General features: G+C 63.3%; 21 protein-coding genes. 18 read left to right on the top strand and 3 right to left on the bottom strand.

The window, feature by feature from the left end; all coding sequences use genetic code 11:
- Positions 1–10: 10 nt before the first annotated feature.
- Together gatA and gatC are read right to left on the bottom strand one after the other, a co-directional pair.
- Entirely contained in the window at positions 11–1,498 is a 1,488-nt protein-coding gene (gene gatA, locus BUC08_RS11595; RefSeq protein WP_037923635.1) for an Asp-tRNA(Asn)/Glu-tRNA(Gln) amidotransferase subunit GatA, read from the bottom strand.
- Positions 1,498–1,785, bottom strand: a complete 288-nt coding sequence (gene gatC, locus BUC08_RS11590; protein ID WP_037923643.1) for an Asp-tRNA(Asn)/Glu-tRNA(Gln) amidotransferase subunit GatC — start codon at positions 1,783–1,785, stop codon at positions 1,498–1,500. Before gatC ends, gatA begins: the two co-directional genes overlap by 1 nt.
- A 208-nt stretch (positions 1,786–1,993) precedes the next feature.
- Between gatC and BUC08_RS11585 the strand changes: the two genes are divergently transcribed.
- Positions 1,994–2,686 carry a metal-dependent hydrolase gene (locus BUC08_RS11585; protein WP_037923644.1) on the top strand — a complete coding sequence of 231 codons (693 nt, stop codon included), beginning with the start codon at positions 1,994–1,996 and terminating at the stop codon, positions 2,684–2,686.
- Here the strand turns inward: BUC08_RS11585 and BUC08_RS11580 are convergent.
- Positions 2,683–3,132 carry a nucleoside deaminase gene (locus BUC08_RS11580; protein ID WP_037923647.1) on the bottom strand — a complete coding sequence of 150 codons (450 nt, stop codon included), beginning with the start codon at positions 3,130–3,132 and terminating at the stop codon, positions 2,683–2,685. The genes BUC08_RS11585 and BUC08_RS11580 overlap by 4 nt on opposite strands.
- 63 nt (positions 3,133–3,195) lie before the next feature.
- Between BUC08_RS11580 and BUC08_RS11575 the strand changes: the two genes are divergently transcribed.
- The 17 genes from BUC08_RS11575 to BUC08_RS11500 all read left to right on the top strand — a co-directional run bounded on the left by BUC08_RS11575 (position 3,196) and on the right by BUC08_RS11500 (position 19,223).
- A complete protein-coding gene (locus tag BUC08_RS11575; protein ID WP_037924554.1) occupies positions 3,196–4,281 on the top strand; it encodes a pseudouridine synthase in 1,086 nt (361 codons plus the stop codon).
- A 171-nt stretch (positions 4,282–4,452) separates the two neighbouring features.
- Complete coding sequence (locus BUC08_RS11570; protein ID WP_037923649.1) at positions 4,453–4,650, top strand: hypothetical protein; 198 nt, start codon at positions 4,453–4,455, stop codon at positions 4,648–4,650.
- Entirely contained in the window at positions 4,650–5,555 is a 906-nt protein-coding gene (locus tag BUC08_RS11565; RefSeq protein ID WP_037923651.1) for a 5-bromo-4-chloroindolyl phosphate hydrolysis family protein, read from the top strand. The genes BUC08_RS11570 and BUC08_RS11565 overlap by 1 nt, the downstream gene beginning before the upstream one ends.
- A gap of 15 nt (positions 5,556–5,570) precedes the next feature.
- Positions 5,571–6,767: a toxic anion resistance protein gene (locus BUC08_RS11560; protein ID WP_037923654.1), complete on the top strand. Its 1,197-nt coding sequence runs from the start codon at positions 5,571–5,573 to the stop codon at positions 6,765–6,767.
- Positions 6,768–6,778: 11 nt separating this feature from the next.
- Positions 6,779–7,738, top strand: coding sequence for a DUF2927 domain-containing protein (locus BUC08_RS11555; protein ID WP_224551836.1), 960 nt, complete (start codon positions 6,779–6,781; stop codon positions 7,736–7,738).
- Entirely contained in the window at positions 7,739–8,356 is a 618-nt protein-coding gene (locus BUC08_RS11550) for a DUF6338 family protein (protein WP_037923659.1), read from the top strand. It abuts the gene before it with no gap.
- Complete coding sequence (locus tag BUC08_RS24325; RefSeq protein WP_143186719.1) at positions 8,349–8,534, top strand: hypothetical protein; 186 nt, start codon at positions 8,349–8,351, stop codon at positions 8,532–8,534. The genes BUC08_RS11550 and BUC08_RS24325 overlap by 8 nt, the downstream gene beginning before the upstream one ends.
- 12 nt (positions 8,535–8,546) lie before the next feature.
- On the top strand, positions 8,547–9,677 hold the full coding sequence (locus BUC08_RS11545) for an SPFH domain-containing protein (protein ID WP_037923661.1): 1,131 nt from the start codon (positions 8,547–8,549) through the stop codon (positions 9,675–9,677).
- A 3-nt stretch (positions 9,678–9,680) separates the two neighbouring features.
- Positions 9,681–9,995, top strand: a complete 315-nt coding sequence (locus BUC08_RS11540) for a hypothetical protein (RefSeq protein ID WP_037923663.1) — start codon at positions 9,681–9,683, stop codon at positions 9,993–9,995.
- Positions 9,996–10,028: 33 nt separating this feature from the next.
- Positions 10,029–10,601 (top strand): cytochrome b/b6 domain-containing protein, encoded by a 573-nt coding sequence (locus tag BUC08_RS11535; protein WP_051694074.1) that lies wholly within the window; start codon positions 10,029–10,031, stop codon positions 10,599–10,601.
- Between the two features lie 64 nt (positions 10,602–10,665).
- Positions 10,666–11,778 (top strand): TFIIB-type zinc ribbon-containing protein, encoded by a 1,113-nt coding sequence (locus BUC08_RS11530; RefSeq protein ID WP_037923665.1) that lies wholly within the window; start codon positions 10,666–10,668, stop codon positions 11,776–11,778.
- An 8-nt stretch (positions 11,779–11,786) separates the two neighbouring features.
- Complete coding sequence (locus BUC08_RS11525) at positions 11,787–12,458, top strand: nitroreductase (protein ID WP_037923667.1); 672 nt, start codon at positions 11,787–11,789, stop codon at positions 12,456–12,458.
- Positions 12,458–12,901 carry a D-aminoacyl-tRNA deacylase gene (gene dtd, locus BUC08_RS11520; RefSeq protein WP_037923669.1) on the top strand — a complete coding sequence of 148 codons (444 nt, stop codon included), beginning with the start codon at positions 12,458–12,460 and terminating at the stop codon, positions 12,899–12,901. Before BUC08_RS11525 ends, dtd begins: the two co-directional genes overlap by 1 nt.
- 450 nt (positions 12,902–13,351) lie before the next feature.
- Positions 13,352–14,443, top strand: coding sequence for a DUF4147 domain-containing protein (locus tag BUC08_RS11515; protein ID WP_037924558.1), 1,092 nt, complete (start codon positions 13,352–13,354; stop codon positions 14,441–14,443).
- 40 nt (positions 14,444–14,483) lie between these two features.
- Complete coding sequence (locus BUC08_RS11510) at positions 14,484–16,499, top strand: CocE/NonD family hydrolase (RefSeq protein WP_037923672.1); 2,016 nt, start codon at positions 14,484–14,486, stop codon at positions 16,497–16,499.
- Between the two features lie 149 nt (positions 16,500–16,648).
- Complete coding sequence (locus tag BUC08_RS11505) at positions 16,649–18,253, top strand: ABC transporter substrate-binding protein (RefSeq protein WP_037923675.1); 1,605 nt, start codon at positions 16,649–16,651, stop codon at positions 18,251–18,253.
- A gap of 13 nt (positions 18,254–18,266) precedes the next feature.
- Positions 18,267–19,223 carry an ABC transporter permease gene (locus BUC08_RS11500; protein WP_037923677.1) on the top strand — a complete coding sequence of 319 codons (957 nt, stop codon included), beginning with the start codon at positions 18,267–18,269 and terminating at the stop codon, positions 19,221–19,223.
- The last annotated feature ends 47 nt before the right edge of the window (positions 19,224–19,270 follow it).

Here is a 19,270-nt window from a genome sequence, read left to right as displayed (position 1 = left end):
TTGAGGCCTTTTACCACCATTTGACCGGTTTTGCCACAAATCCGGCCGCCTGCTCCAGTGCATAAGCGGAAGACAGCAGATCTGCCTCTTCCCAAGGGCGTCCGATCAACTGCAGACCCAGCGGCAAACCTTGCTTGTCCACACCCGTGGGCACGGCAATGCCCGGCAGGCCGGCCATGTTCACGGTGACGGTGAAGACGTCGTTCAGGTACATCTGCACCGGATCGGCATCGGTCATCTCGCCCAGACCAAAGGCCGCCGACGGGGTGGCCGGTGTCAGGATCGCATCGACGCCTTGCGCGAACACGTCCTCAAAGTCCTTCTTGATCAGCGTGCGCACCCGGCGGGCCCGGTTGTAATAGGCGTCGTAGAAGCCTGCAGACAGCACATAGGTGCCGACCATCACGCGGCGCTGCACCTCGGCGCCGAATCCTTCGGCGCGGGTTTTCTCGTACATCTCGGTGATGCCGTCGCCCTGCTCCAGCTTGGCGCGGTGGCCGAAGCGCACGCCGTCATAGCGCGCCAGGTTCGACGAGGCCTCGGCGGGGGCGATCACGTAATAGGCAGGCAGCGCGTATTTGGTATGCGGCAGCGAGATGTCGACGATCTCGGCCCCCGCATCGCGCAGCATCGCCGCGCCGTCGTCCCACAGCTTTTCGATATCCTCGGGCATGCCGTCCATGCGGTATTCACGCGGGATGCCGATTTTCTTGCCACGGATGTCGCCGGTCAGGGCCGCCTCAAAGTCCGGCACGGGCAGGTTGGCGCTGGTGCTGTCCTTGGGGTCGTGGCCGCACATCGCGCCCAGCATGATCGCGCTGTCGCGCACGGTCTTGGTCATCGGGCCTGCCTGATCCAGCGAGGAGGCAAAGGCCACGACGCCCCAGCGCGAGCAACGCCCGTAGGTCGGTTTGATCCCCACGATGCCGGTAAAGGCCGCAGGCTGGCGGATCGACCCGCCGGTGTCGGTGCCGGTCGCCGCAAGGCACAGGTCAGCCGCCACGGCAGCCGCCGAGCCGCCGGACGAGCCACCGGGCGTCAGTTGCGCGTCGTCATTGCCGCGCCGCCAGGGGTTCACCGCGTTGCCGTACACGGATGTTTCGTTGGACGAGCCCATGGCGAATTCGTCCATGTTCAGCTTGCCCAGCATCACGGCACCGGCAGATTTCAACTGTGCGGTGATGGTGGATTCGTATTGCGGCAGGAAGCCTTCGAGGATGCGGCTGCCCGCTTGCGAGGGCACGCCTTCGGTGCAGAACAGGTCCTTGATGCCGATGGGCAGGCCGCACATGTCGGGCGCGTCACCTGCCGCGATGCGCTTGTCCGCTTCGGCGGCGCGCTCCAGTGCGATCTCGGGTGTGTGGTGGACAAAGGCGTTCAGCGCCCCTGCCCCGTCGATGGCCTTCAGGCAGGCTTCGGTCAGCTCTTTCGAGGTCGTCTCGCCTGCGCGCAGCGCGTCGCGGGCATCGGCCAGTGTCAATGTGTTGAGATCGGTCATTATTCCACCACCTTCGGCACGGCAAAAAATCCTTCGCGGGCGTCGGGGGCATTGGCCAGAACCTTGCCCTGCACATCGCCATCGGTCACCACGTCCTCGCGGCGCGTCAGGCGCTGCGGGGTCACCGAGGTCATCGGTTCGACGCCGTCCACATCCACTTCGTTCAGCTGTTCGATGAAGCCGAGAATGGTGTTGAATTCAGCCGCCAGCGCGGGCAACGCGTCTTCTTCCACCTTGATCCGGGCCAGCTTGGCCACGCGGGCGGCCGTGCTTGTATCAATCGACATCGGAACTCTCCTTCATCTGCTTGGACAGGGCTTTACCGCCCCGCCCGCCACGCTGCAAGGGCCACGCCGCCACGGGGCCAGCCCAATGCGCGCCATCGCTGTAAAAACACGCGGAGTTCCCCTTGCGAGGTTCAAAAAAATCGCGGGCCAAGGCTCCCCAAGGCGTCAACATGCGCTACCATCGGCGGGGAACAAAAGGAGACATCACATGAACATCATCTGGCTGGGCCACGGATCATTCCGCATCGAAATCGAGGATCAGGTTCTGCTGATCGACCCATGGCTGAGTGGCAACCCGATGCTGGACACGGACAAGGCGCGCGCCGCCTGCGAGGGGGCCACGCAGATTCTGGTGACCCACGGGCATTTCGACCACACGCAGGACGTGGCGGACTATAGCAAGGACAGCGGCGTCCCGATCTCTGGCATTGTCGAACTGGTCGGCTATCTGGTGTCCAAAGGCGCGGTCGAAGGCAGTGCGTTCAACCGGGGCGGCACGATCCAGCTGGGCAAGGTCTCGGTCACGCTGGTGCCTGCCTCGCATTCCTCGTCGATCATGGACGGCGATGTGCCGCTGTACATGGGTCAGGAATGCGGGTTCATGATCCGGGGCGAAGGCAAATGCGTCTATGTCTCGGGCGACACCGATATCATGGCCGACATGGAGTGGATGGGCGATTATTACAAACCCGACGTGGGCATTCTGTCGGCGGGCGGGCATTTCACCATGGACATGAAGGCGGCGGCCTATGCGGCCAAGCGCTATTTCAACTTCTCGACCGTGATTCCCGCGCATTACCGCACCTTCCCGCTGCTGGCGCAGGATGCGAAACCATTGGTGGACGGGCTACCGAACGTCGATGTGATCGAGCCTCAGGTGCTGGAGCCGATCAAGATCTAACGGCGCGCGGCAAAGAACGCTTTCAGCATCGCCTCGGCTTCGGCTGCGGCGATGCCGTCGTAGACCTCGGGGCTGTGGTGGCTTTGCGGATGGCTGAACACCCGCGCCCCTTGGGCCACACCGCCCGATTTGGGGTCAGACGCCCCGTAATACAGCCGTCCGATGCGCGCAGCGGCGATGGCGGCGGCGCACATGGCACAAGGCTCTAACGTCACATACAGATCATAGCCCGCCAGCCGTTCCGACCCCGCCGCGGCGCAGGCTGCGCGAATGGCCAATATCTCGGCATGGCCTGTCGGGTCGCACATCTCGCGGGTGCGGTTGCCTGACACGGCCACCACCTGACCCGCCGGGTCCACGATCACGGCACCCACAGGCACCTCGCCCCGCGCGGCGGCGGCGGTGGCGGCATCCAGTGCCTGATCCATGAAGCTGCGAAAACTCATGTCGTCACATGGCCCGATAAGGGACGCTTTCGCAAGGTCGCGAATTGCTCTATGCCGCGTGACATGAGCACAGACACACCCCAGGGCGACCGCATCGCCAAAGTCCTCAGCCGCGCAGGCGTCGCAAGCCGCCGCGAAGCCGAACGCATGATCGAAGCCGGACGGGTCACCGTCAACGGCGTCAAGATCGACAGCCCCGCGCTGAACGTCACACCCGGCGACATGATCGCGGTGGACGGCAAGCCGGTGGCCGAGCCGGAACACGAACGGTTGTGGCTGTATCATAAGCCCGTGGGGCTGGTGGCGACGGATTCCGACGAAAAGGGGCGCAAGACCATTTTCGAGGACCTGCCAGAGGATATGCCCCGCGTGATGAGTGTCGGGCGGCTGGATATCAATTCCGAGGGGTTGCTGTTACTGACCAACGACGGTGGCATCAAGCGCAAGCTGGAATTGCCGTCGACCGGCTGGCTGCGGCGCTACCGCGTGCGGGTGAACGGTCGGCCCACCGAAGACACATTTGCCCCACTGCGCGACGGCATCACCGCCGATGGTGAACGGTTCCAGCCGATGCAGGTGACGCTGGACCGCCAGCAAGGCGCGAACGCGTGGCTGACCGTGGGCCTGCGCGAGGGCAAGAACCGCGAGATCCGGCGCGCGATGGAAGAAGTCGGGCTGAGCGTGAACCGTCTGATCCGGGTCAGCTATGGCCCTTTCCAGTTGGGCGATCTGAAACCGGGTGCCGTGGAAGAAGTCCGCCGCAAGATCCTGCGCGATCAGTTGGGGCTTGAGGCGCTGGACGTGGCACCCACCGGCACCGCCGTGAAAAAGCCCACCGTCAAACGCCCCGGCGGTCCGAAAACATCCGGCCAGCGCCCCGGCGCTTCCGGCGCTCGGTCGGGCGGGAATTTCGCGGGTGGCAAGCCTGCGGGGCGCACGTTCAGCTCGGGCGGTAAATCCGGTGTGGACAGGTCCGAGCGGCCGGACGGCGCACGCACAGGCGGGGCCAAGCCTTCGGGGGCGGGCCGGACGTTCAGCAGCGGCAAACCAGCGGGCGGCAAACCGACGGGCAGCAAACCTGGCGGCGCGCGTCCCGCACGCGGCGGCCCCGCGCGCCCCGCTAAACCGGGCAAACCGCCACGGCGCTAGGCAGACACGCGCCGTGCAGCGCCCGCGCGCAGTTTCCCCCTTGCGCCCTGATCTGATTGTCACAATCCTGCTGTAGCCGAAAACCACGACGACACGCCCCGCACGCAGACCACTGGTAAAATCCGGCAGTGTGCGTATGTATGAAAGCACTGTTGAACAAAGGCCCTGCGGATGTCTCGACTGATCCTGTTTGTGATATTGATCCTTGCCGTGGTGGTGGCGGCCAGTGCCGTGGCATCGGTGTTTCGCCAATCGCCCAAACCGGCAACGCCCGGCGGCGCGCCCTCGGGTGCGATACCCAAGGTGGCCTTTGGGCTGCTGATGGTGGTGATGCTGGGCGTAGGCTCTGGCTGGTTGGGGGCTGACTGATGGCGCAGCGGTATGGCGGCAGGTTCAGCACGCAGGGTGACACGTCCAAGGACACCGGCAAGAGCCGCGGTTTCGTGCAGGCCCCGGCACAGGTGGATGCTGCGGGACTGCGGTCGAACCTGATGTTCCTGCCGCCGCTGGCGCTGGCGCTGACGTCATTCGGGGGTGGTCCGGTCTATCTGGCGACAGGTCTGGTCGGGGCTGCTGTCTGGGCGCTGGCCGCGGTGCTGACCCGCGAGGGGTTGCGGGCCGAGGCGGCCTATCACGACCGCAAGGTTGCACGCCGCCCTGCCCTGCCGCGCAAGATGCTGGCCAGTGTGGCCGTTGCCGCCGGTGCGGTTCTGGCGGGGATCACGCACCAGTCCGACGTGATTTCATCTGTCATTTACGGAGTGATCGCAGGCGGGCTGCATGTGGCCGCATTCGGCATAGATCCGCTGCGGTCCAAGGGCATGGAAGGTGTCGACACGTTCCAACAGGACCGCGTCGCCCGCGTCGTCGATGAGGCCGAGAATTACCTGCGCGAGATGTCCGACGCCCTGTTGCGCGCGAACGATCGCAAGATGGAAACCCGGCTGGCGCAGTTTCAGGCCAAGGCCCGTACGCTGATCCGCACGGTCGAGGAAGACCCGCGCGACCTGACCGCCGCGCGCCGTTACCTGGGGGTTTACCTGATGGGTGCCCGCGACGCGACGGTCAAGTTTGCCGATATCTATGCCCGCACCCGCGACGCACAGGCGCGTGCCGATTACGCCGCGCTGCTGGACGATCTGGAACAGAACTTTGACGCGCGGACCCAGTCGCTGTTGTTGGATGACCGCAGCGACCTGAACATTGAAATCGACGTATTGCGCGAACGCTTGCAGCGCGAAGGCGTGCATATCGCCTCGCAGAAACACGAGTAAGGTAAGGAACAAGTCATGTCCGAGAATGTGCGCCAACAGGCGGAAAAATCACTGGCCGAGGTCGAACAGATCAACGCGGTTGTCCTGCCCGAACCCAAGGAGGCGACTGCGGTTGTGTCCCTGAAAGAGGCCGACGCCCCCGTCAGCGCCGAGATCCGCAAGCGCATGGACGAGATTGACATGACCGACACCCAGTCGATTGTCTCCTTCGGGTCGGCGGCTCAGGCCGAGTTGCAGACCATCTCGCAGGCGATGCTGACCGATGTGCGCAACAAGGATGTGGGCCCCGCGGGCGACAGCCTGCGCAGCATCGTCTCGACCATCCGTGGTTTCAGCGTGTCGGAACTGGACGTACGCCGGGAACGGTCGTGGTGGGAAAAGCTGTTGGGCCGCGCCGCACCTTTTGCCAAGTTCACTGCCCAGTTCGAAACCGTGCAGGCGCAGATCGACAAGATCACCGACAATCTGCTGACGCATGAGCATACGCTGCTCAAGGACATCAAATCGCTGGATGTCCTCTATGAGAAGACCCTGAATTTCTACGACGAACTGGCGCTTTATATCGCGGCGGGCGAGGCCAAGATCGAAGAGATGGATGCGGAAGTGATCCCGGCCAAGGAGGCCGAGGTAAACGCCGCCCCCGAGGACGAACAGGTGATGAAAGCGCAGGAGCTGCGTGACCTGCGTGCCGCGCGGGACGACCTGGAGCGCCGGGTGCACGACCTGAAGCTGACGCGTCAGGTCACCATGCAATCGCTGCCCTCGATCCGGCTGGTGCAGGAAAACGACAAGTCGCTGGTGACCAAGATCAACTCGACCCTCGTGAACACCGTGCCGCTGTGGGAAACCCAGCTGGCGCAGGCCGTGACCATACAGCGCAGCGCCGAGGCGGCGGCGGCCGTGCGGGATGCGAACGACCTGACCAACGAGTTGCTGACCGCCAATGCGAAGAACCTGCGCGAAAGCAACACGATGATCCGCACCGAGATGGAGCGCGGTGTGTTCGACATCGAAGCGGTGAAACAGGCCAATGCGGACCTGATCGGCACCATCGAGGAAAGCCTGAAGATCGCCGACGAAGGCAAGGCCAAGCGCGCGGCTGCCGAGGCGGACCTCAAGAAGATGGAAGCAGACCTGCGCGACACGCTGGCTTCGGCCAAGGCGCGCAAGGACGGCACCGGTGATGTCGCCGCCACATCCGTTCCCCGCTAAGGCAAGGGCAAATGACTGAGAAGGGTGCAACGCGGTGGATACGCGGGCTTGGGGTGATGGCCCTGGGCCTGCTCGCGGTGGCTTGTGATATCGTTGCTCCGGTCGAGCCTGTGCTGACGCCGCGCGCGCGGCCCGACCGTCCGGCAGCCCCCATCGAGGTGGCCAAGCCCACGTCGGAACGCAGCGCTGCCAAACGCAGCTATCTGGCGCGGGTGCAATCGGCACAGCTTTCCCAGGGTTTGCTGCGTCAGGACGGGGGCGGGCCGGACACGCCGTTCAGCCCCGACATGCTGGCGCGCAACTTTAACCAGATCGTGTTTTACAACGAATATGGCGCCGGAAATCTGGCCTCGGGCGTCTCGGGCAACCTGCGCCGCTGGGCGGGTCCGGTGCGCATGGGCGTTGACTTTGGCGGCTCGGTGCCCGCGTCGCAACAACGGCAGGATCGCAGCGATGTGACCCGCTATGCCGCGCGGCTGGCGCAGGCGACAGGCCACCCCGTGACGATGAGCAACGCGCCCAATTTCATGGTCCTGTTCGTGTCGGAAGACGACCGCGCCGAGGTGCTGGCCCGGCAGGCGGCCCGCATCCCCGGCATCACCAAGGCGTCGCTGGCACCGTTGCTGAACCTTGGCGATGACATCTATTGCGCGGTTGCCGCCTATGCCACCGGCCCGGACCCGCACACCTATACGGCGGCCATCGCCGTGATCCGCGCCGAAAACCCCGACCTGATGCGCCTGTCGTGCATTCACGAAGAGCTGGCGCAGGGACTGGGGGCCGCCAACGACAGCCCGCAGGCGCGTCCGTCGATCTTTAACGATGACGACGAATTCGCACTGTTGACCGATCACGACGAGATGCTTTTGGGGATGCTCTATGACCCGCGCCTGAAGATCGGCATGACCCTGCCTGAAGCCGAACCCATCGTACGCATTCTGGCGCGGGAGCGCACGGGCGGACCGATTTAGATGTCCAGCCTTCTCAACCCGGCAACCTTTGAGTTTTTCGCAACCTACTTACTTGCCGGTTACGTCATAATAATCGTGCGTTCGCGGTTCGTGTCGACCCAACGCCCCGCGACAAGCGATGTGCTGGTTGAAGCGGTTATATTCTCGCTTATCAATCAATTGCTTTTCAGATTTCTTTTGTGGCTTGCGCCTGCTCGTTGGGAAGAGGTTCTAGGAACCCAAACCCTATTCTTTACGCAAGTTTTGCTTTTGCCCGGGATATTGGGCGCACTCTTTGGGTACAATTTGTCAAAAGGGTGGAACGAAGCTTTTTGGCGGCGCTTGTCATTGCCAATCGCAAGACCAAGCCAGCGCGCCTATGACTTTGCTTTCTCGGAGGATCGTGAGGTTGGTTTTGTCATAGTCACATTTGGGGATGGATCGCAGGTTTTCGGACTGTTCGGGGAACATTCCCTGGCCGCTTCTGATGCAGAACATGGCGACATTTACCTGGAACGCATATATGATGTTTCTGAAGACGGGCAGTGGCAGGAAACCACCCCGCCGAGAAGTGCGTTGATGTCTTTGAAAGACATGAAATCAATCGAGTTTCTGACCAATGAGGACACCGATGACTAAAAGCTCAAGAAAAGTGCTGGTCGAAGGCTACAGCGCAAAGCCTGTGCGCCGTTCTGGTGAGCAAAGCGTGCGTGATGCAGCGTCCGATAAAGTCTTGCGCACTACGAACATCAACAAAAAGCTGCCCAAAACCGGGTCAGCAGTTGTCACTCAAATTCATTCACGACGCAGTAAATAAACAGGAATTCACATGGGCATTTTCGATTTCCTCTCCGGCGAATTCATCGACGTTATCCACTGGACCGACGACACCCGCGACACGATGGTCTGGCGGTTTGAACGGCAGGGTCACGAGATCAAGTACGGCGCCAAGCTGACGGTGCGCGAGGGTCAGGCGGCGGTGTTCGTGCACGAAGGGCAACTGGCCGATGTGTTCACGCCGGGCCTGTACATGCTTGAAACCAACAACATGCCCATCATGACGACGCTTCAGCACTGGGATCACGGCTTCAAATCGCCCTTCAAATCCGAGGTCTATTTCGTCAACACCACCCGTTTCAACGACCAGAAATGGGGCACCAAGAACCCGATCATGGCCCGCGATCCCGAGTTTGGCCCCGTGCGCCTGCGCGCCTTTGGCACCTATTCGGTCAAGGTGTCGGACCCGGCCAAGTTCCTGCTGGAGATCGTCGGCACCGACGGCGAATTCACCATGGACGAGATCAGCTTTCAGATCCGCAACATCATCGTGCAGGAGTTTTCGCGCACGCTTGCAGGCTCGGGCATTCCGGTTCTGGACATGGCCGCCAACACGCGCGAGTTGGGCACGCTGGTGTCCAAGCAGATCGCGCCGGTGATTGCCGAATACGGGCTGATGCTGCCCGAATTGTACATCGAAAACATCTCGCTTCCTCCTGCGGTCGAGGCGGTGATGGACAAGCGATCGTCGATGGGCGTGATCGGCAATCTGTCCGAGTACATGCAGTTCCAGACCGCCGAGGCCATGGGCCGCGAAGGTGCGGGTGCTGCAGCCATGCAGACCGGACTGGGTGCCGGTCTGGGGATGCAGATCGGCCAGCAGGTTGCCGGCGGTGCAGGCCCCTGGGGCGCGCGTCCCCAAGCGGCAGCACCAGCCCCCGCCAGCGTGGCCCCGCCCCCGCCGCCGGTTGAGCATGTCTGGCACCTTGCCGATGGCGGCAAGACCACCGGCCCGTTTTCCAAGGCGTCGTTGGGCCGTATGGCCGCCGATGGCACGCTGACGCGCGACAGCTATGTCTGGACAGCCGGGCAAGACGGGTGGAAACGGGCCGAGGATGTGGCCGAGTTGGCGCAACTCTTTACCATTCTGCCGCCGCCCCCACCGCCGCCTCCGGCAGCCTGAACCATGACCGGGATGGAGGCGCTGTTTGCCCCGCCACCCGGACATTGGGGCCTGCGGGGCGATCCGCTTTTGTGGGACGCGCTGCGCAGGCTGTTTGACGGCGTGGCATTGCCGGATGATCCGGACGCGCTGAATCGCGCGCTGGACACCGGCTTTGCCGAACTGACAGGCACGGCGCTGGCCGATGCGCCAGACAGCTTGCCCGTATCGTGGGCAAAGGGCACGCAAGGCGGCCTGTCCAACGGCCTTGTCTCGCCCCCCTTCTGGCGCGAGATAGGTTTTCCCCTGATCCGCGACCGCTGGGCGGCGTTGCGATGAAACTTTTGCCGCCTGCCTTGCGTGTCATGTGACATGGCCACAGCCCCCCATATCCCGGCGCGCCTGCGTGCGCGACTGCCGTCACGGCGGGTGGCGTTGAAATGGCTGCACTGGATCATGGTGCCGCTGTTCATCTGGTTCCTGCTGGTTCAGCCCAAGGATGTCGTCCCCTTTGGCCCCCGCGCCTTTCAGGTCCATTCCACGCTGGCGCTGGTCTTTGTGTCGCTGTCGCTGGCGTGGACCGCCGACCTGATGCGGCGCGGGCTGGCCAGCCGTCCGGGGCCGAAACTGCGCGGCTGGATGCGCCCCGCCCATCGGTGGGTGCATCTGACGCTGATCTGGGGGCTGTTCTTTGTCGCCTTCACCGGTTTCCTGCTGGGGTTGACCTCGACTGTGCTGCTGAAGGCGGGCGGCTTTCTGCCCATCGCGCCGCCTTTGGGCTTGCGCACTGCCAACCAGATCGTAGGAACGGTGCATATCGTGCAATTCTACGCCCTGGGCGTGGTGGCAGGCGGCCATGCGCTGTTCCACATCTGGCGCCATTACCGGTTGCGCGACAACGCCCTGCGGATCATGGTGCCGCAACGGTTTCACCGCTATCTGTAACGGCCTCAGCCACGGACAATGACACCTGATGACACCCCTGACGATCAATGGCATGGTCTGACCCATGAGCTTTGCAGACGATCCGAACAGCCCCGCCGACGAACACCGCTTTCCCTGTGATGCCTGTGGCGCCGACATGCGGTTTTCGCCCGGACAGGGGCAGCTGAAATGCGACCATTGCGGCCATGTGCAGGCGCTGGACAGCGCCAGCCCCAAGCGTCAGGCGATCCGCGAACTGGACTTTCGCGCGGCACTGGATGCGCGCCTGCCCGAGGCCGAGATCGAAGAAACACGTATCTCGAAATGCCCAAACTGCGCCGCCGAGGTCGCCTTTGACCCAAAGGTACACGCCACCGAATGCCCGTTCTGCGCCACGCCGGTGGTCGCGGACACCGGGCTGAGCCGTCATATCAAGCCGCGCGGCGTGCTGCCCTTTGGCCTGACAGAAGCGGCTGCGCGCGATGCGATGACCGACTGGCTGGGCAGCCTGTGGTTCGCGCCGAACGGCTTGCAGGACTATGCGCGCAAGGGGCGCGCGATGCAGGGCATTTACGTGCCTTACTGGACCTTCGATGCGGACACGAAAACCGCCTATACCGGCGAGCGTGGCACGGTCTATTACGTCACCCGCACCGTCATGCGCGACGGCAAGCCGACCATGGTTCAGGAAGCCAAGGTGCGCTGGAACCGCGCCGCAGGTCGCGTGGCGCGGTTTTTTGACGACGTGCTGGTGCTGGCCTCGACCAGCCTGCCGAAGCGCTACACCGACGCGCTGGAGCCTTGGGACCTGGCAGCCCTTGAACCCTATGCACCCGAATACCTGGCAGGCTTTCGCGCCGAGGCCTATTCGGTCGAGCTGAAAGACGGATATGCCGAGGCGCGCGCCCATATGGACCGGGTGATCGAACGCGACGTGCGGTTCGATATCGGCGGCGACCGGCAGCGCATTCACAACATGGACACGACGCTGGGCGAGGTGACGTTCAAGCACATCCTGCTGCCGGTCTGGCTGGCGGCGTACAAATATCGCGGAAATACGTACAGATTTGTCGTCAACGGACGCACCGGCCGGGTGCAGGGCGAACGGCCCTATTCGGCGATCAAGATCACCATCGCCGTGATCCTTGGCCTGATTGCCGCGGCGGCCATCGGCTTTGTCGTGGCGCAGAACCAATAGAGGCAGACATGACCCACATCGACACATTGAACGCAATCATGGACACGCGCCATTCGTGCCGCGCCTTCCGTCCCGATCCGGTGGACCGCGCGACGATTGAAACCATCGTGGCCACGGCGCAAAAGGTGCCCAGCTGGTGCAACGCGCAGCCCTGGCAGGTGACCATTGCCAGCGGTGCGGCTGCGGACAGATTTCGCGAGGCACTGTATGCCCATGTGATGACGGCCACCCCGGCCCCTGACCTGGACTGGCCCGAGAAATACCAGGGCGTCTACCTGGATCGCCGCCGCACCTGCGGCTTTCAGCTGTACAGCGCCATGGGCATTGAAAAGGGCGACCGGCCTGCCGGGGCCAAACAGATGATGGAAAACTATCGCCTGTTCGGCGCGCCGCATGTGGCATTGATCACCGCCCCCAAGGAACTGGGACCATATGGCGCGATGGATTCGGGCGGCTTTGTCGCGGCCTTTACGCTGGCAGCCGCCGCGCAGGGCGTGGCCACGGTGCCGCAAGCGGCCATCGCCGCCTATGCGCCGATGGTGCGCGACCACTTTGGACTGCCCGACGACCGCAACCTGCTGTGCGCCATTTCCTTTGGCTATGCCGACCCCGACCACCCCGCCAACAGTTTTCGCACAGAACGGGCAACGCCCGCCGATGTGATCGACTGGAAAGACTGATGCGTGCGCTGCTGCAAAGGGTGACAGAGGCATCGGTGCACGTGGACGGGGTCGAGGTCGGCGCCACCGGTCCCGGCCTGCTGATCCTGGTCTGTGCGATGCCCGAAGACGACTTTGACACCGCCCGCGCGCTGGCGGTCAAGATTTCGAAACTGCGGTTGTTCAAGGATGAGGCGGGCAAGATGAACCTGTCGGTCCTGCAGACCGGCGGCTCGGCCCTTGTGGTCAGCCAGTTCACGCTAGCCGCCGACACCAGCCGCGGCAACCGCCCCGGCTTTTCCGGCGCAGCCCGTCCCGATCAGGCCGAAACGTTGTATCTGCAATTCGCCCAGGCCCTGCGCGATCTGGGCATTGCCACGCAAACCGGCCAGTTCGGCGCGGATATGGCGGTGAGCCTGACCAATGACGGCCCCGTCACCCTGTGGATCGACACCGCCGACTGAACACGCGGGTCGCATTTCCGTGGTTCAAAAAACGCTCGTTCAAGGCGCGCGCGGACGACAGGGGGACAGAGGCCAAACCGGGTCACGAACGCAACGCGGGGGCGGTTGGGCCGCTTGCCCTCCACCCCTCACGTGCCTGCCAATCTGATCTGCCGCGCACCCCGAAAGATGCCACCGTCTGCGCCTGTATCGGACTGAATAATATGATGTTTTTCACTTCGCCCATAGGATCATGGGCGGCACAAAAGCACCAGGTTACACCGTCCGGGGTCAGTACCGCCGCCCGTCTGATGCGGGCTGTGGCGTGATTTGCCTGACTTGAGGTGATTCTAACCGAATCATGATTCGGCGCATAGAGTCTTTTTGAATTTTTTCATCTTTCCTTGGTGGCTTGCCCTGCCCCTGCGCGCTACCATTGCCGAAAGGCGCGGTCCCAACACCAAGGACATCATGACACGGCTTACAGACCTCTGGCAGATCGGCGTGGATGCAGTGGGCGGCGACACCAGCGTGCGCCAGTCGCTGCGCGCGCATCCCATCCCTTCGCCCGACCGCATCATCGCCGTGGGCAAAGCGGCCACCGCCATGGCCCGCGCCGCCGCCTCGCTGTTCCCCGATGCACCGGTGCTGATCGTCACCAAGGACGGCCATGCGGACGGCGCACCCGCCCATGCAAGTGTGATCGAGGCCGCGCATCCCGTGCCCAATGCCGCCAGCCTGAAAGCAGGCGCCGCGATGCTGGACGCGGTGCAGGGTTGCGGCCCCGGCACGCACCTCTTGATGCTGGTCTCGGGCGGCGCATCGGCGCTGGCCGAGGTGCTTGAGGACGACCTGACGCTGGACGATCTGGCGCAGCGCACACGAGACAAGCTGGCCTCGGGGGCGGATATTCATCAGATCAACGCCATGCGGCGCGGGCTGTCGCGGATCAAGGGGGGCAAGTTGTTGGGGGCCTTTCGGGGCGCGCGCGTGACCACGCTGGCGATTTCGGACGTCGAGGGCGACAGCCTGGGCGTCATCGGCTCGGGGATTGGCGATGCGCCCGAAAATGCAGCATTTGCCCATGATGCGCGCATTGTCGCATCGAACGCCATCGCGCGGGCGGCCATTGCCGATGCTGCCGGGGCGGAGCTGCGCAGCAATGCCGAGACGCTGTATGAGGATGTCGCAACCCTTGCCCCGCGCATCGCGGCGGACCTGAAAGCGGCGCCCGATGGCCTGCACATCCTGGGCGGCGAACCCACCGTGATCCTGCCCGAGACACCCGGTCTGGGCGGGCGGAACATGATGCTGGCCTTGCGGTTGGCCCGTGAGATCGCAGGGGCGGACGACCTGCATATTCTGGTGGCCGGGACCGACGGATCGGACGGCCCCACGGACGCGGCGGGGGCCGTTGTCGACGGAAAAACATGGGATTCCAGCGGCCAGGCCGCCATTGAGTCCGCCGCCCCCTACGATTGGTTGGCGGCGCGCGGTGCGCTGCTGAAACCCGGCCCGACTGGCACGAATGTGATGGACCTGCTGATCGCGCGCAAAGGGTGATCGCCTTGACATCCGGCCCCAGACAGGAAAATCAACGCCCATGAGCGACGCATCCAACGCCCCCCGCGACATCACCGAAGACCCTGACCACGCCATCGTCATGTCTGATGGCACACGTTTGTCGGCCCGCCTGTGGCGCCCCGAAGACGACAGTGAACAGGTCCCGGCCATCCTGGAATTCCTGCCCTACCGCAAACGCGACGGCACATGTGCGCGCGACGCGCTGACCCATCCCTACTTTGCCCGCCACGGCTATGCCTGTGCGCGCGTGGACATGCGCGGCAATGGCGACAGCGAAGGGATCATGGAAGACGAATACAGCCAGCAAGAGCTGGACGACGCTGTCGAGGTGATCCGCCATCTGGCCGCGCAGCCCTGGTGCAACGGCAATGTGGGCATGATGGGAATCAGCTGGGGCGGCTTCAATTCGCTGCAAGTGGCGGCCATGACCCCGCCCGAGCTGAAGGCGATCATCACCTTATGTTCGACCGTCGACCGCTTTGCCGATGACATCCACTACAAGGGCGGCAACCTGCTGAACGAAAACCTGGGCTGGGGGGCGACGATGTGGTCCTATTCCAGCCGCGCGCCGGACCCTGCCTTGCGCGAGAACTGGCGTGAGATGTGGCTGGAGCGGCTGGAAGCCGAGCCTTTCCTGCCGTCACTGTGGCTGCGCCACCAGCGGCGTGACAGCTATTGGGAGCACGGCAGCGTCTGCGAAAGCTATGACACTATCAAGGCCAAGGTTCTGGCCGTCGGCGGCTGGGGCGACAGCTACAAGAACACCGTCCCGCAGATCGTGAAGAACATTCCCGGGTCCAAGGGCATCGTCGGTCCGTGGGTGCACAAATATCCCCACTTTGCCGTGCCCGAACCGCGCATCGGCTTTCTGCAAGAGGCCCTGCGCTGGTGGGACCGCTGGTTGAAGGGCATCGACACCGGTGTCGAGGACGATCCCGATTACCGCGCCTATGTGATGGACGGCGTGCGCCCGGCCACGTGGTACACCGACCGCCCGGGCCGCTGGGTCACGCAGGACGGTGCGGTTGCGGGCCGCGAGACGATGCATGAAGAGCCGGTGATGAACCGCAGCTTCTGGCTGGGTGACGGCGTGCTGAGCACCGACGTCGATGTGGCCGACACCACCGTGCAATCGCCTGCGCACACCGGCGCGGATGCGGGGGAATACTGCGCCATCTGGCTGGGCCCGGAAATGCCTGGCGACCAGCGCCGTGACGACGGCTTGTCGGCGACGTGGACCTCGTCCCCGCTGGACAGCGACATGGACATACTGGGCGCGCCAGCTCTCGAAATAATGCTGCGCAGTGACGCCCCGCAGGCGCAGATCGCCGTGCGGCTGTGCCATGTGCACCCGGACGGGGCGTCCACGCGGATCACCTATGGCGTGCTGAACCTCAGCCACCGCGACAGCGCGTCGGACCCCAGTGCGATGCCCGTGGGCGAGGACCAGTTCGTGACGCTGGCGCTGGATCACGTCGGCTATCGTGTGCCCAAGGGGCACCGGCTGCGGGTGTCCATCTCGACCGCCTACTGGCCGCTGATGTGGCCCACGCCCACCGCCGCCGCCGTGCACATCCACCGCGCGCAACTGGGCGTGCCGCTGCACGAGCCGCGGGCACAGGACGCGTCGGTCGCCTTTCCGCCCCCTGCTGCTGCCGAGCCGTGGGAGGTTGAGGAACTGCGCCCCGAGAACCACGTCCGTCGCCAGGACACGGATATGGTGACCGGCACGACAACGCTGGTGATCGAGGATGATTTCGGCAAATGGCGCGACTGCGATCACGGGCTGATCAACGGATCTGTTGCCCGCGAACGATGGTCGATCCATCCCGACGATCCGCTGAGCGCGCGGGGCACCTGCCACTGGACCGACGAGATCGAGCGCGGCGACATCCGCCTGCGCACCGAGACCTACAGCGAAATGTGGTCAGACGAGACGACTTTCTACCTGACGGCGAAAGTCGAGGCATATGAGAATGACACATTGATATTCGACAAAAGCGTCGAGGACAGCATAGCGCGTGATCACCTCTGAACACGGACCGGTACGGCGCGGGAATAATCCTTGCGACAACGCCACAAATGCGCAACGTTGACTCCATAGTCAATAATAACGCGCGCGACAGTCGGGCGACTGGCTGGATTGCGCTGATGCGCGATAACACTCAACGGGAGACCTAAAACATGAACGAACAACTGCAACATATGACCCGCGAAGTGGCCAAGGGCCGCATGACGCGCCGTGAATTCGTGGGCCGCGCCGCAGCTCTGGGTGTGACGGCTGTTGCCGCGAACGCCATGCTGGCAGGCCACGCACAGGCCGCCGCTCATGAGGCCCCCAAACGCGGTGGCACGATCAAGATCGGCTCGTCGGGCGGTGAATCCACCAACACCCAAGACCCTGCGCTGACCGCATCCGAAGTTCCGCTGAACAACTTGTATGCCTGGGGTGAAACCCTTTTGGATGTCAATCCCGAGGGCAAGATCGAGCCGCGTATGGCCGAAAGTGTCGAAGCTTCGGCGGATGCGAAACAATGGGTGTTCAAGATCCGCAAGGGCATTCCCTTTTCCAACGGCAAGGACATGACCCCCGAGGACGTGCTGAAAACCATGCAGCGCCACTCGAACGAGGAAAGCAAATCGGGTGCTCTGGGCATCATGAAGGGCATCGCCGACATGAAAGTGGACGGCGACAATTTTATCGTCGATCTGGAATCGCCCAACGCCGACCTTCCCTATCTGATGGCCGACTATCACCTGATCATCCAGCCGGACGGCGGCATGGACAATCCGGGTGCTGCAATCGGCACCGGCCCCTATACGCTGGAAATCGACGAGCCGGGCGTGCGCCATGCCTTCAAACGCCGTGACGATTTCTGGGACGCGGAAAACCGCGGCTTTGCGGACGAAGTCGAAATCCTGGTGCTGAACGATGCCACGGCCCGAACCGCCGCCCTGCAGTCGGGTCAGGTGCACGCGATCAACCGCGTTGACCCCAAGGTTGCCAGCCTGCTGGACCGTGCGCCCAACCTGTCGGTGCAATCGTCGTCGGGTCGGGGTCACTATGTGTTCATCGCACATATCGACACGGCACCCTTTGACAACAACGAACTGCGTCTGGCGCTGAAATATGCGATCAACCGCGAGGAGATGGTGGACAAGATCCTGCGCGGCTATGGTTCGATCGGCAACGACTTCCCGATCAACGCCTCTTATCCGCTGTTCGACGATACGATCCCGCAGCGCGAGCATTCCATCGAGAAAGCCAAGGAACATTACGCCGCATCCGGCCACGATGGCAGCCCGATCATCCTGCGCGTGTCCGATGGGGCATTCCCCGGTGCGGTCGATGCCGCGTCGCTGTTCCAGCAGTCGGCACAGGCGGCTGGCATCCCGCTGGAAATCAAGCGTGAGCCGAACGACGGCTACTGGTCCGAAGTGTGGAACGTGCAGCCCTTCTGCGCCTCGTACTGGGGTGGCCGTCCGGTACAGGACCAGATGTACACCACTGCCTATCTGTCGACTGCAGACTGGAACGACACACGCTGGAAACGCCCCGAGTTCGACAAGATGCTGAACGAGGCCAAGGCCGAACTCGACGACGCCAAGCGCAAGGAAATCTATTCCCAGATGGGTCAGATGCTGCGCAACGAAGGCGGCCTGATCCTGCCGATGTTCAACGATTTCGTGAACGGCGTCAGCAACGATCTGGGCGGCTGGATCAACGACCCGAACGGTGAAATGATGTCGAACCAGGCCGCGATCAAGTGCTGGCTGAAGTCGGCGTAAGGGCGCAAAGTAGATGCACCCTGTTTTAAAACTGATCACCCAGCGCGTCGCGCTGGGTGTGGTTTTGCTGTTCGCGGCCTCGATCCTGATCTTTGTTGGCACAACGATCCTGCCGGGCGACGTCGCGCAATCCATATTGGGGCAGTCCGCCACCCCCCAATCCCTGGCCAACCTCCGTGCCGAACTGGGTCTGAACGATCCTCCTGTTACCCGCTATTTCGCCTGGCTGGGCGGCGTGTTGCAGGGTGATCTGGGCACCGCGCTGACCAACGGGCGTGACATTGCCGAAAGCCTGGGCGGGCGGTTTGCGAACACCATGTTCCTGGCCTTCTGGGCCGCGCTGATCTCGGTGCCGCTGGCGATCCTGCTGGGGCTGATCGCGGTGCGTTACCGCGACCGCTGGCCGGACAAGGTGATTTCGGGCATCACGCTGACGTCCATTTCGATCCCCGAATTCCTGATCGGCTATGTGCTGATGTTCTTTGTCGCCGTCAAACTGGGCTGGGCGCCTTCCGTGGCGATGATCAACGACACCATGTCGCTTGGGCAGAAACTGAACGCCATTGCCCTGCCCGTCGCGGTTCTGACGCTGGTGGTTCTGGCGCATATGATGCGCATGACCCGTGCGGCGATCCTGAACGTGATGCAATCGGCCTATATCGAAACCGCCGAGCTGAAGGGGCTGAGCACCTTCGAAGTCATTCGCAAACACGCCTTTCCGAACGCCATCGCCCCCATCGTCAACGTCGTGATGCTGAACCTGGCCTATCTGGTGGTGGGTGTCGTGGTGATCGAGGTGGTCTTTACCTATCCCGGAATGGGCCAGTACCTGGTCGATCACGTCTCCAAACGCGATGTGCCTGTGGTGCAGGCCTGCGGGCTGATTTTTGCAGCGGTCTACATTGTGCTGAACATGATCGCGGACATCGTGTCGATTCTGGCGAACCCAAGACTGAGGCATCCGAAATGACACATGCAGTCTTCAACACCGCAAACGTCGTCCGGTCTGGGGCTTTG

Origin of the sequence: Pseudosulfitobacter pseudonitzschiae (genome assembly GCF_900129395.1) — a bacterium.
Classification (GTDB): Bacteria; Pseudomonadota; Alphaproteobacteria; order Rhodobacterales; family Rhodobacteraceae; genus Pseudosulfitobacter; species Pseudosulfitobacter pseudonitzschiae.
This window is presented reverse-complemented; position numbering and strand designations above follow the sequence as displayed.